Origin of the sequence: Hohaiivirga grylli, assembly GCF_039655745.1 — a bacterium.
In the GTDB taxonomy this organism is placed as follows: Bacteria; Pseudomonadota; Alphaproteobacteria; order Rhizobiales; family Beijerinckiaceae; genus Hohaiivirga; species Hohaiivirga grylli.
The window spans coordinates 665,014-677,246 of the sequence record NZ_JBBYXI010000002.1; the positions used below are offsets into that span (position 1 = coordinate 665,014).

The 12,233-nt window shown below is 48.8% G+C and carries 11 protein-coding genes and 1 tRNA gene; 5 read left to right on the plus strand and 7 right to left on the minus strand.

Annotation, left to right across the window (positions count from 1 at the left end; genetic code table 11):
- Positions 1-56: 56 nt before the first annotated feature.
- From WJT86_RS07430 to WJT86_RS07440, 3 genes are all read left to right on the plus strand, one after another.
- Entirely contained in the window at positions 57-1,613 is a 1,557-nt protein-coding gene (locus WJT86_RS07430) for a glucan biosynthesis protein (protein WP_346336911.1), read from the plus strand.
- 5 nt (positions 1,614-1,618) lie between these two features.
- Positions 1,619-3,769 carry a glucans biosynthesis glucosyltransferase MdoH gene (mdoH, locus tag WJT86_RS07435; RefSeq protein WP_346336912.1) on the plus strand — a complete coding sequence of 717 codons (2,151 nt, stop codon included), beginning with the start codon at positions 1,619-1,621 and terminating at the stop codon, positions 3,767-3,769.
- A 305-nt stretch (positions 3,770-4,074) separates the two neighbouring features.
- A tRNA-Lys gene (locus WJT86_RS07440) sits at positions 4,075-4,150 on the plus strand.
- A 53-nt stretch (positions 4,151-4,203) separates the two neighbouring features.
- Here the strand turns inward: WJT86_RS07440 and WJT86_RS12290 are convergent.
- Positions 4,204-4,404: a DUF6868 family protein gene (locus tag WJT86_RS12290; RefSeq protein ID WP_407066931.1), complete on the minus strand. Its 201-nt coding sequence runs from the start codon at positions 4,402-4,404 to the stop codon at positions 4,204-4,206.
- Here WJT86_RS12290 and WJT86_RS07445 point away from each other — a divergent pair.
- Both WJT86_RS07445 and WJT86_RS07450 read left to right on the plus strand, forming a co-directional pair.
- Positions 4,355-4,492, plus strand: a complete 138-nt coding sequence (locus tag WJT86_RS07445; protein WP_346336913.1) for a hypothetical protein — start codon at positions 4,355-4,357, stop codon at positions 4,490-4,492. The genes WJT86_RS12290 and WJT86_RS07445 overlap by 50 nt on opposite strands.
- Positions 4,493-4,548: 56 nt before the next feature.
- Positions 4,549-5,229 carry a 4'-phosphopantetheinyl transferase family protein gene (locus tag WJT86_RS07450; RefSeq protein ID WP_346336914.1) on the plus strand — a complete coding sequence of 227 codons (681 nt, stop codon included), beginning with the start codon at positions 4,549-4,551 and terminating at the stop codon, positions 5,227-5,229.
- 11 nt (positions 5,230-5,240) lie between these two features.
- On the opposite strand, the gene tgt is transcribed toward WJT86_RS07450, so the two are convergent.
- From tgt to gyrA, 6 genes are all read right to left on the minus strand, one after another.
- Positions 5,241-6,371: a tRNA guanosine(34) transglycosylase Tgt gene (tgt, locus tag WJT86_RS07455; protein ID WP_346336915.1), complete on the minus strand. Its 1,131-nt coding sequence runs from the start codon at positions 6,369-6,371 to the stop codon at positions 5,241-5,243.
- Positions 6,368-7,444: a tRNA preQ1(34) S-adenosylmethionine ribosyltransferase-isomerase QueA gene (gene queA, locus WJT86_RS07460; protein ID WP_346336916.1), complete on the minus strand. Its 1,077-nt coding sequence runs from the start codon at positions 7,442-7,444 to the stop codon at positions 6,368-6,370. The genes tgt and queA overlap by 4 nt, the downstream gene beginning before the upstream one ends.
- Positions 7,445-7,511: 67 nt before the next feature.
- A complete protein-coding gene (locus WJT86_RS07465; protein ID WP_346336917.1) occupies positions 7,512-7,979 on the minus strand; it encodes a peptidylprolyl isomerase in 468 nt (155 codons plus the stop codon).
- 65 nt (positions 7,980-8,044) lie between these two features.
- Positions 8,045-8,584, minus strand: coding sequence for a peptidylprolyl isomerase (locus WJT86_RS07470; protein ID WP_407066920.1), 540 nt, complete (start codon positions 8,582-8,584; stop codon positions 8,045-8,047).
- A gap of 44 nt (positions 8,585-8,628) precedes the next feature.
- Positions 8,629-9,129, minus strand: coding sequence for a pantetheine-phosphate adenylyltransferase (coaD, locus tag WJT86_RS07475; RefSeq protein ID WP_346337068.1), 501 nt, complete (start codon positions 9,127-9,129; stop codon positions 8,629-8,631).
- Positions 9,130-9,281: 152 nt separating this feature from the next.
- The gene (gene gyrA, locus WJT86_RS07480) at positions 9,282-11,981 is read right to left on the minus strand and encodes a DNA gyrase subunit A (RefSeq protein ID WP_407066932.1); all 2,700 of its coding nucleotides are present in this window, start codon (positions 11,979-11,981) and stop codon (positions 9,282-9,284) included.
- Positions 11,982-12,233: the final 252 nt, after the last annotated feature.

The following is a 12,233-nucleotide window of genomic DNA, read 5'->3' on the forward strand; positions in this document are numbered from 1 at the left end:
CCCGCATTTATTCGTTCAGATAATATAATCGTTCTCACCTCCTGATGGAGCACACCTTGTCTTTGTCACGTCAGACTATAAACCGCCGTAAATTCACTGCTCTTCTTGGCGCAAGTGCAATTACATTCAACGTATCGGCGGCCTTTGCTCAATCAGGTGATCAGCCAAGTATTTCAACGGTTGGCGAAGGAATGCCCTTTTCCATAAATGCCGTATCAGATCTTGCTCGCCAGCTGTCAAAAAAGCCTTTTGTACCTCCGTCCCGCAATATGCCGGATGTTTTTGCCAATCTGAATTACGAACAGTACGCAAGCATACGTTCAGATTCTTCTTCATTTGTATGGGCGAACGAGAACTGGGGTTTTGCCATTGAGCCACTGCATCGTGGTTTTGTGTTCTCGAATATGGTTCGGCTTTATACGGTAGAAGATGGTGTTGTCCGTCGCATCCCGTACGATCAGAAGCGTTTTAGCTTTGGCTCTCTGGAGGTTCCTCCAAATCTGCCCGAAGACCTTGAGTATTCAGGATTTCGTCTTCATTCCAAAGAAGATCAGAACTTTACTGAGTTTGCAATTGTCCAAGGAGCAACCTTCTTTCAGGCAATCGCACGTGGACAGAACTACGGCTCTATCGCCCGCGCATTAACGCTCAAACCAGCTGATATGCGTGGTGAAGAATTCCCGGTTTTCAAAGCATTTTGGATCGAACGCCCAACAGCTGGGTCTAATGCCCTTGTCATCAATGGATTAATCGACTCAGAATCAACCTCAGGAAGTATCCGCCTGACATTCCGCCCTGGCGAAATGACGATTGTTGATGTTGAGATGACCCTTTTCCCGCGTGCAGCACTTGAACATATCGGAATCGGGGCAATCGGTAGCCGCTTCTTCTTCAGCCCGAATGAAAACAAGAAATTCGATGATTTACGTGAAGCGGTCCATGATGCCAATGGTCTGGGAATTCATAATGGTCAGGATGAATGGCTCTGGCGCCCATTAAAGAATCCGGAATCACTGCAGATTTCACAATTCATGGATAAAAACCCCAAAGGTTTTGGCCTTATTCAGAGATATCGTGATTATACGGCTTACCGGGATGATTCCCGCCATCTGGAAAAATGCCCAAGCGTTTGGATCGAGCCCCTTGGCGAATGGGGTGAAGGTGTTGTGCAGATGATTGAAATTCCCAGCGATGCCGAGATTAATTCGAATATCCTGACATACTGGCGTCCAGGGGCAACGATTGCAGCTGGCTCTGAGGTCACATTTAACTACCGCCAGTACTGGTGCTGGAATTTACCCGAGCGCCCACAGCTGGCAACAGTTACCTCAACACGCTCCGGAAAAGGCTCCTCAAACAGAAGACGCAAATACCTTGTTGAGTTTAGCGGTGATAATCTGACAGAGCCTGCAATTCACGAGCTTAAGGCAGATATTACTGCAAGACCGGGATCAATTTCCAATATCAATATCTGGAGATATACTGATCAGAAGACAATCAGGGTTACATTTGAAATGGATCCTGGAAATGAAAACGCCAGTGAGCTTCGTCTCGTACTGATGGCAGGAGATAAACCTGCCAGTGAAATATGGCTATATCGTTGGACGGCGTAACAAGAATGTCTCAAACCAGTAAATTGCATTCTCAATCTGAAACAGGCATGCCTGTTGAGCGTCATATTGCCATGCCCACGCAGGCATTGTTTCGTTGGTCCAAGAGTGAAGAACGAAAGCTCATACATCCAGAAAACTACGATAGACGTATTCTGGTACGTCTGCTTGTTTTTGGTGGAGCCTTTTTACTGACAGCTTACGGCGCCTGGGAAATGTATCAGGTTGTTTCGGTAAACCGGACAACCTTTTTGCAGTACATTCTGCTAGCCCTCTTCACAGTCAACTTCTCCTGGATTGCTCTGGCCTTTACGAGTGCGATAGCCGGTTTCTTTGCTCTGTTCTTCAGAAGCCGAAAAGTAAAAGCCCTCCCGGAAAAGCTTTCAACACGAACCGCCATCATCATGCCGGTTTATAATGAATCAACAGCAAGAACATTTGCTGCAGTTCAGGCAATATGGGAATCGGTTGAAGCAACGGGATACGGCGATAATTTCGATTATTTTATTCTGTCAGACAGTACGCAGCCCAATGCGTGGGTTGCTGAAGAGCGCGCCTTTTTAGACCTTAAAAAGCGGTTTGGTCCTGATGGTCGTATTTTCTACCGTCATCGTCCGAAGAACTATAGCCGAAAAGCTGGTAATATCTCTGACTTTGTGACCCGCTGGGGCGCAAACTACGATCATATGCTGGTTCTGGATGCAGACAGTCTGATGACAGGTGATTGTGTGGTTGAACTCGCTGCGACCATGGAAGGCGACCCTGACGCTGGTATTATTCAGACACTGCCACTGATCATTAATCGCAACACATTGATGGCGCGCGTACAGCAATATGCCGCTCGTATCTACGGACCAATTGTTGCAGCTGGCCTTTCCTCCTGGATGGGTAAGGATGGTAATTATTGGGGCCATAATGCGATTATTCGGGTTAAGGCATTCGCTGAAGCCGCAGGCCTTCCTGACTTACGTGGCAAACCTCCCTTTGGCGGCCATATTATGAGCCATGACTTTGTTGAAGCTGCTCTGATCCGTCGTGCTGGCTGGCTTGTCTATATGCTCCCTTACCTGCAGGGCTCCTATGAGGAAAGCCCGCCCTCCCTTATCGACCTTGCCGTTCGCGATCGTCGCTGGTGTCAGGGCAATATGCAGCATAGCCGCGTATTGCCCACCAAAGGTTTAAAACTGGCATCTCGCCAGCACTTTGCAACCGGCATCATGTCTTATCTGGCATCCCCATTCTGGATGTTCCAGCTGATTGTCGGTATCGCCCTTGTCTTGCAGACACATTATATCCGCCCCGAATATTTTACGCGTGATTTCAGTCTGTTCCCGGTATGGCCAACCTTCGACCCTGAGCGCGCCCTCGCTCTTTTCGGGTTAACAATGGCTATTCTGCTTGCTCCCAAATTCTTTGGTCTTCTCCTGACCCTCATGAACAAAGAAGAGCGAAAAGCCTGCGGTGGAACTATACGCCTGCTCATCTCCACCATCATTGAGCTCATTTTGTCCGCTCTGATTGCGCCAATCCTGATGCTGATCCAATCCGGCTCTGTCTTCCAGATATTACTGGGACGCGATACAGGCTGGAATCCACAGCGTCGTGATGATGGTTCTATTCCATTAAAGGATATTATCCGCCGCCATCGCTGGCATACATTGCTTGGTATTATCACCGGAATATCAGCATTTCTGATTGCAACCTCCCTGTTTCTCTGGATGTCGCCAACCATTCTTGGTCTTGTTCTGGCGATTCCAATTTCATGGAGTAGCGGACAGCTGGGTATCGGTCTTTGGCTTAAAAAACATGGTTTGCTGGCAACCCCGGAAGAAGGCTCTCCGCCTGCTATCGCAACACGTGCCAATGAACTTCAGCAAGAACGTACCAAGCTTGATTTTGACGATGCCGATGCATTGATTGCCCTGTATACAGACAGCAATCTGCGACATGCTCATGAGAAAATGCTCCCACTCATGCCAGAACGCAAACGCGGCATTATTGATGCTGATCGTGCTGTCGCAGAAGCTAAGATTAAAGAAGCGGAGACAGTCTCAGAAGCTGCTCAATGGTTAAATTCCAGGGAACGTATGGTCGTTCTGCACGATCCATATCTTATGTCCCTGATTGTTGGCCTCGAGCCTCCAGCAAAAGAATACTGAAAAAAAGGCCCGGAGTCACAAAAGTGAGTCCGGGCAGGGAGTTGGAAGCTACGGATGCCCAACGGAACATCCAAGCGCACTCTAAACGCTTCACAGCGCTATTGCTAGTATAAAAGTAATTTTTTACAAGATTATTAGGAAAAGCTCATATATTTAGACATAAAATTACAGGCGCATATTTTTTTACAGCTCACTTTTTGATGTAATTTTCATAAATTTTATTTTTTTCCTGCATTCATTCAAAAGAAATGCGCTTTATGGCTTGACCAAGAAGCTCTTAGCCCCTATTCCGTAGCCTTCCTCTGGAGCGCGTAGCTCAGCCGGTAGAGCATCTGACTTTTAATCAGAGGGTCCTGGGTTCGAGTCCCAGCGCGCTCACCATAACTCCAGAGGTCAAGAACCCGCCACTTTGGCGGGTTTTTTGTTTGCCAAATCTAAAACCCAAATTTCATGACGAGGTAAGGCACAACAAACAACAGTAATGTCGCAATTTTATAAAAAGCAAGACAGCTATACAGCACGAGATCAAACGCGCCCCGAGACAGCCGGAACCACCTTGAATGTAATCTGAAAAGAGCATCATGCATGGAAACAAAAATTAAAAAATACAGAGTAACAATCGCCAGATTAATGATCGCACTCCAGCCAAAAATCATGCGTGTTGTTTCAAAGGTCATTGGACTACCCCTGATTGTATCAGACGTCCTTATTGATATAGGCTGATAAAAGGTATTTAGAATGCCACTGAGGCTCTTTTATTGGCATGCAGAAAGCAGTTGATGAACAATTCCACTCTTATCTTTTCATCAATCATTGATAAGCAAAGCCAGATGGCAGAGGAGCTGGCCGCAGATTTTTCCAACCCTGAAGACTATTTGCAATCCTCCAAAAAAGACGGTGTTCTGGCCCGTGCATTAGGCCGAAAAATCATTAGTTCCCAAACCAATACACAATCAGAAGACTGGACATTCTCCAGAGAGGTTTCCGGGAAGCCTCTTGCATTATTTTGTGGCGCTTCATCGGGTGTCTATATTTCAATATCTCATTCAGCAAATTACATTGCTGTTGCAATTACGAAAGCCGGTGCAATCGGCATTGATATTGAACACCATAAAGATTTTCAGAATATACAACCTGTCTCAGAATTAGCGTTTGGGCATCTGGAGCAACGTGAGGTTATCCAGAAGGGCGCAGATCGTTTCTACGAAATCTGGACAGCAAGAGAAGCTTTTGCAAAAGCAACAGGCCGCGGGCTGGAACAGGCCGCCAACAGGCAGGATCAGTTTCCTCTCCCTTTAAGCAGAGGAAAGCTCTGCCCGAATACCTTCTCAGAAGCACAGAGTGAAAACTGGTATTTTGGTATCGATTACCCACGAACATCCCTTCCCTGCACGATTGCTGTACAGGTTCAGGATTGCAAGCAGAGATCACTTGAGTGGCAGCAGGAAAACTTTATTTGAGCAGATAGTCCTTATGACTTGCTCTGCTCGCCCTCTGCCCAGCCCGCTTTGGTCTCTGCGATAAAATCATCAAGACGGCCATCTGTAATCGCCTGACGTAACCCAGCCATCAGATATTGGTAATAGGCAATGTTGTTCCATGTGAGGAGCATCATTCCCAATATCTCGTTTGAACGGACAAGGTGATGCAGATAAGCGCGGGAATATTTAGAAGATGCCTCACATGATGAAGCCTCATCCAATGGACGCGGATCATCCGCATGACGTGCATTACGTAAGTTAATACGTCCAAACCGCGTATAGGCTAATCCGTGGCGTCCAGCGCGCGTTGGCATGACACAATCAAACATATCAATGCCGCGGCGAACAGATTCAACAATATCATCTGGCGTACCAACGCCCATAAGATATCGCGGTTTTGACTGCGGCAGGTTTGGAGCAACAATATCAATCATCTGCAGCATGACATCCTGCGGCTCACCAACAGCCAGACCACCGACAGCGTATCCCTTGAGATCAAGATCAACCAGCTCGCGGGCACTCTCAACCCGCAGACGCTCAACAGCACCACCCTGAACAATCCCGAACATTGCTTTGCCCGGCTGATTGCCAAAAGCAACCTTACAACGTTCGGCCCAACGCAGAGAGAGATGCATTGCCTTTTCGGCAACGGCATCCGTGCATGGCAGCTTTACACATTCATCAAGCTGCATCTGAATGTCGGAATCCAGCAATCCCTGAATTTCAATTGAGCGCTCAGGTGTCAGGACATGCTTTGATCCGTCAATATGCGATTGGAAGGTCACGCCCTCTTCCGTGATCTTTCTCAGAGCCGCCAGAGACATAACCTGAAAGCCGCCAGAGTCTGTTAAAATCGGGTGGGGCCAGCGGGCAAACTCATGCAGGCCGCCAAGGCGTGCAATACGCTCTGCACCGGGACGCAGCATCAGGTGATAGGTATTACCCAGAATGACGTCTGCTCCGGCCTCCCTGACCTGATCGAGATACATGGCTTTAACAGTTCCAGCCGTACCAACGGGCATGAATGCAGGTGTACGGATAACACCGCGTGGCATACTGATCTGGCCACAACGGGCATTACCATCAGTTGCTGAAACCGAGAACGTGAAAACCTCACTCATAAAGCCTCTCCGGCGCCGCGAAAGAGCAGCGAACTATCTCCGTAAGAATAAAAACGATACCCATTGGCAATGGCATGGGCATAAGCCTTCTGCATGGTTTCCATACCAGAGAATGCACTCACCAACATAAAGAGCGTTGATTTTGGCAAATGGAAATTTGTCATCAGAATATCAACCGCCTTAAAACGATATCCTGGCGTGATAAAAATAGCCGTATCGCCTGAAAAGGCCTGAATACGATCATCATCACTGGCGGCACTTTCAAGAAGTCTTAATGCGGTTGTGCCAACTGCAACAACGCGTCCTCCACGCTTGCGGACAGCATTCAGTGCTTCAGCCGTTTCAGGCGATACTTCACCCCACTCACTATGCATACGATGCTCTGAGGTTTCCTCAACCTTTACGGGAAGAAAGGTGCCGGCTCCGACATGAAGCGTTACAAAATGTTTTTCAATTCCGCGCGCTGCCAGATCAGCCATTAAGCGATCTGTAAAATGCAGGCCGGCAGTTGGTGCAGCAACTGCACCTTCATGCTTTGCATATATGGTTTGGTAGTCTGTGCTGTCTTTACCATCTGTTGGCCGTTTACCAGCGATATAAGGCGGTAGAGGCAACTCTGCAATTTTCATCAGAGCCTGGTCAAACTCAGGGCCGGATAAGGAAAACTGAACGCTGACCTCACCGCCCTCACCTTTGCTGACAACGGTCGCACTGAGAGAGATATCGCTCTCCTCTGTACCAAAGGAAATAACATCTCCAATATTCAGCTTTTTTGCCGGGCGTGCAAAAGCCAGCCAGCTATCAGGAGACTGCCTCTTATGGAGCATAAGCTCTACACGCGCCTTAGCCTCTGCACGAATGCGGTATCCGTAAAGGCGAGATGGAATAACCTTTGTATTATTGAAGACAAGCGCATCACCCGGCTGTAACAGCATCGGGAGATCAAGAACATGTTTATCCTGAAGATCACCTTGAGGCCCAACAACAAGAAAGCGCGCCTGATCGCGCGGCTCTACCGGGCGAAGCGCAATATTTTCTTCAGGTAAATCGAAATCAAATAAATCTACGCGCATGAAGCGCTACCAACTCAATATAAAAACAGGGTGAGCATTTTGTGCCCACCCCGAAAATCAATAGAAATCAGACGTCAGCCATAACACGCATGGAAACGATACGATCTGGGTTCTGCACAGGCTCACCGCGCTTAATCTGATCAACGTTTTCCATACCTTCTACGACCTTACCCCATACGGTGTACTGGCGATCAAGGAAGCGGGCATCATCAAAACAGATGAAGAACTGGCTGTTTGCAGAGTGCGGAGCACTTGTGCGGGCCATGGAGCAGATACCACGAACATGTGGCTCAGCATTAAATTCAGCCTGCAGATCTGGCAGATCAGAACCGCCTGTACCGGTGCCATTTGGGCAACCTGTCTGAGCCATGAAGCCATCGATCACACGATGGAAGGCAATGCCATCATAAAAACCCTTACGGGCCAGAGTCTTCATGCGTTCGACGTGGCCTGGAGCCAGATCAGGACGAAGCTGAATAACAACCTTGCCCTTTGTTGTTTCGAGAATGAGTGTGTTTTCTGGATCAAGAGACATAAGCTCTACCTTTCATTGAATTCACTAAATCTTCTAAGGGCTTGCCCAAAAAAGACCTTATAAACTTACTTAGCGTCAGTTGCCATCTGCATTTTTACGATCTTGTCAGGGTTGGTCACAGAACCGTTGTTCTGCTTGGACCCCTTCTTGATCTTGTCGACAATATTCATACCCTTTGTGACCTGACCGACGACGGTATACTGGCCATCAAGGAATGGAGCCTCATCAAAGCAGATGAAGAACTGGCTGTTAGCGGAATCCGGGTCGCTGGAACGAGCCATACCGACAGTTCCCCGCTTGAAGGAAGCCTTGGAGAATTCGGCAGGAATATTTGGCAAGTCAGAACGGCCTGTACCCGTACCTGTTGGATCACCGGTCTGGGCCATGAAGCCATCGATGACACGATGGAAGACGATACCATCATAGAAGCCGCGCTTTACGAGAGCTTCAATCTGCGCCACATGCTTAGGGGCCAGATCGCGACGGAGCTGAATTTCAATGCGGCCGTCCTTGGTATCAAGGTAGACAACATCTTTTTTGTCCTGCGCAACAGCTGGTGTCAAAAACAACATCAGCATAGCGAATGCTGCAAGCAAGCGTTTCATATTATTTCTCCAAATTGGAACTGCCAATGAGCAGCAAGAATTTCCTAGCCCTTCTGATACTTTTTAGCCAAGCTCTGCGCAACGGCTTTAGGTACGAAAGGTGTTACATCTCCCCCCATTGTGGCAATTTGCCGGACAAGGGTCGCAGTAATTGGGCGGACACCCGGAGATGACGGAAAGAAAATGGTCTGAATATCCGGTGCCATAACTTCGTTCATGGCCGCCATCTGGAACTCGTAATCCAGATCGGTTCCATCACGTAACCCGCGCACAATTGTTGTGGCGCTATGGCGTGCGGCTGCAGATGTTGCCAGATCATTGAATGTCACGATAACCAGTTCTGTGCCTGTTTCCTTAGCAACAGGGCTACAGGTCGCTTCCAGCAGCTTTTTTCGCTCCTCAACATCAAGCAATGGTTGTTTTGATGGATGAACACCGATTGCAATGATCAGCTTATCAAATATCCGACACGCTCGGCGAACAACATCAAGATGACCATTCGTAATCGGATCAAAGCTGCCAGTGTAAAGAGCTGTCTGTTTCATCGTCATGATCCCTGCCTGTTCTGGCAATCATATAACTATCATCGGAAGATTATATGTGAAACTTGCAAACAGGCGAATACGTGAAATGGTTGTCTATACGAAATGACCGGCATTTTAAGGTGCCGGTCATTTTATCTTTTTGGCTTTAAGACTTAGTTTTCAGTATCTGGAGCTGGGTCAGCAACGTCTCCATTGCCTTCGTTATCTCCGTCGACACCATCAACGTCATCTTCCTCGTCTTCTTCGTGATCAATATGCTCAACCGAGACGACCTTCTCACCTTCAGCGGTATTGAAGACAATGACGCCCTGCGTTGAACGACCGACGGCACGAATGCCACCAACCGGGACGCGGATGAGCTGACCACCATCGGTCACAAGCATGATCTGATCAGTATCTTCAACTGGGAAGGATGCGATCAGGTCACCATTACGCTCGTTGACCTGCATCGCAACGATACCCTTACCACCACGACCGGTGATGCGGTACTCGTAGGATGAGGTGCGCTTGCCGTAACCATTGCTGGACAATGTCAGGATAAACTGTTCCAGAGCACTCATTTCGGCATAACGCTCCTGCGAAATACCGACATCGCCGACAGCTTCCTCATCACTTCCATCTTCAGCACCCGTCTCACCCATCAGGGCACGACGCATCTTCATGTAGGAAATACGCTCTTCAGCCGTTGCCTCAACGTGGCGGACAATAGCCTGCGAGATGATGGTATCGCCTTCAGCAAGATTGATACCACGAACACCCATGGAATCACGGCCCTTGAAGACGCGGACATCCGTAACCGGGAAGCGAATACACTGGCCCTTAGCTGTTGTCAGAAGAACGTCGTCGTTCTCTGTACAGATATGAACACCGGCAATCTGGTCACCCTCGTCCAGCTTCATAGCAATCTTACCGTTACGGTTGATCTGTACGAAGTCAGAGAGTTTGTTACGACGAACTGTACCGCGGGTTGTCGCGAACATAACGTCGAGCTGTGCCCAGCTGTCCTCATCCTCGGTGAGAGGCATGATTGTTGTGATACGCTCACCCTCATCAAGAGGCAGCATATTTACAAGTGCCTTACCACGGCCATTCGGAGCAGCAACCGGCAGACGCCAGACCTTCTCTTTATAAACCTGTCCATGGGATGAGAAGAACAGCACTGGTGTATGGGTATTGGCAACGAACAGCTGCGTGACAAAATCTTCATCACGGGTATTCATGCCTGAGCGGCCCTTACCACCACGACGCTGCGCACGATATGTAGAGAGCGGAACGCGCTTGATATAACCGGCGTGAGAAACGGTCACGACCATATCTTCACGCTGAATCAGATCTTCGTCGTCAACATCACCTGCAAAATCAAGAATATCCGTACGACGTGGCGTTGAATAAGCTTCACGAACCTCTTCAAGCTCTTCCTTGATGATGTTCATGATACGCACACGTGAGCGCAGAATATCAAGGTAATCTGCAATCTCAACGGCAAGCTTCTTCAGTTCATCACCAACTTCATCACGCCCCAGAGCCGTAAGGCGCTGCAGTCGCAGATCAAGAATGGCGCGAGCCTGAGCCTCTGACAGACGATATGTTCCGTCTGGATTGATTGGGTGACGTGGATCATCAACCAGTTCAATCAGAGGCTTAATGTCTGTTGCTGGCCAATCACGACCCATAAGGGCATCACGGGCAGCATTGGCATCAGCAGATGTGCGGATCAGACGAATAACTTCGTCGATATTCGCAACAGCCGTTGCAAGACCACACAACACATGTGCGCGCTCGCGGGCTTTATTCAGCAGATACTTGGTACGGCGGCTGACAACCTCTTCGCGGAAATCAACGAATGCAACGATCAGATCGCGCAGGTTCATCTGTTCCGGGCGGCCACCATTGAGCGCCACCATATTGGCGCCAAAGCTCTGCTGCAGAGGTGTAAAGCGATACAGCTGATTCAGAACGACATCTGCAACGCTATCACGCTTGATTTCGATGACGATACGCATACCGTCACGATCAGATTCATCACGAAGATCTGAAATACCTTCAATACGCTTGTCCCGAACGAGCTCAGCGATCTTCTCAATCAGTGAAGTCTTGTTGACCTGATAAGGTATCTGGCTGACGATGATAGCTTCACGGTCTTTGCGGACTTCTTCAACATGCGTACGGGCACGCATGACGATTGAACCACGGCCAGTCTCATAGGCAGAGCGAATACCGGCACGGCCGAGAATAAAGCCACCTGTCGGGAAGTCAGGCCCCGGAATGATTTCATTCAGTTCAGAAACCGAAACTTCCGGGTTATCAATATAGGCAATACAGCCATTGATAACTTCACCCAGATTGTGTGGCGGCATATTGGTCGCCATACCAACCGCAATACCACCCGCACCATTGACCAGAAGGTTTGGATAGCGGGCAGGCAGAACCGATGGCTCTGACTGGGAATCATCATAGTTCGGATTGAAATCAACCGTATCTTTATCGAGATCGGTGATCAGCGGCATTGCAGCCTTTGTCAGGCGAGACTCGGTATAACGCATGGCCGCTGGCGGATCACCGTCAACAGAACCAAAGTTACCCTGCCCATCCACCAGCAACAGACGCAGCGAAAAGTCCTGAGCCATACGAACCAGGGCATCATAAATCGCGCTGTCACCATGCGGGTGATATTTACCCATGACGTCACCGACAATACGCGACGACTTAACGTGCTTCTTGTCAGGGGTATAACCACCCTCATACATGGCGTAGAGAATACGACGATGCACAGGCTTGAACCCGTCTCGGGCATCTGGCAATGCACGGCTCACGATCACGCTCATGGCGTAATCAAGATATGAGCGCTGCATCTCATCAGTAATCGAGATGGGTTTAATATCGTTCGCTGGCGGCGCTCCAGCTGCAGCGCCGTTTTCGTTATCGATCGGATCGCTCAATTTCGGTCCTTACTGCGGTTGCGGCAGTTCTCGCCGCGTGAAACTTGAAAGCCCTATTACTGCGACTGTGAATCGATACAACGAATCGCAACGTAGGCATGCTTCCTTGTTGGGCGATACAGCCATGAATTTCAAGCAATAGAAAGGCTTTTCCGTGGGATAAGA

Excerpts from the sequence above, each read along its gene's own strand:
- mdoH (WP_346336912.1), top strand. The coding sequence starts at position 1,619 with ATGTCTCAAACCAGTAAATTGCATTCTCAATCTGAAACAGGCATGCCT.
- WJT86_RS07445 (WP_346336913.1), top strand. The coding sequence starts at position 4,355 with ATGGAAACAAAAATTAAAAAATACAGAGTAACAATCGCCAGATTAATG.
- WJT86_RS07450 (WP_346336914.1), top strand. The coding sequence starts at position 4,549 with ATGAACAATTCCACTCTTATCTTTTCATCAATCATTGATAAGCAAAGC.
- tgt (WP_346336915.1), bottom strand. The coding sequence starts at position 6,371 with ATGAGTGAGGTTTTCACGTTCTCGGTTTCAGCAACTGATGGTAATGCC.
- queA (WP_346336916.1), bottom strand. The coding sequence starts at position 7,444 with ATGCGCGTAGATTTATTTGATTTCGATTTACCTGAAGAAAATATTGCG.
- WJT86_RS07465 (WP_346336917.1), bottom strand. The coding sequence starts at position 7,979 with ATGTCTCTTGATCCAGAAAACACACTCATTCTCGAAACAACAAAGGGC.
- WJT86_RS07470 (WP_407066920.1), bottom strand. The coding sequence starts at position 8,584 with ATGAAACGCTTGCTTGCAGCATTCGCTATGCTGATGTTGTTTTTGACA.
- coaD (WP_346337068.1), bottom strand. The coding sequence starts at position 9,129 with ATGAAACAGACAGCTCTTTACACTGGCAGCTTTGATCCGATTACGAAT.
- gyrA (WP_407066932.1), bottom strand. The coding sequence starts at position 11,981 with ATGCAGCGCTCATATCTTGATTACGCCATGAGCGTGATCGTGAGCCGT.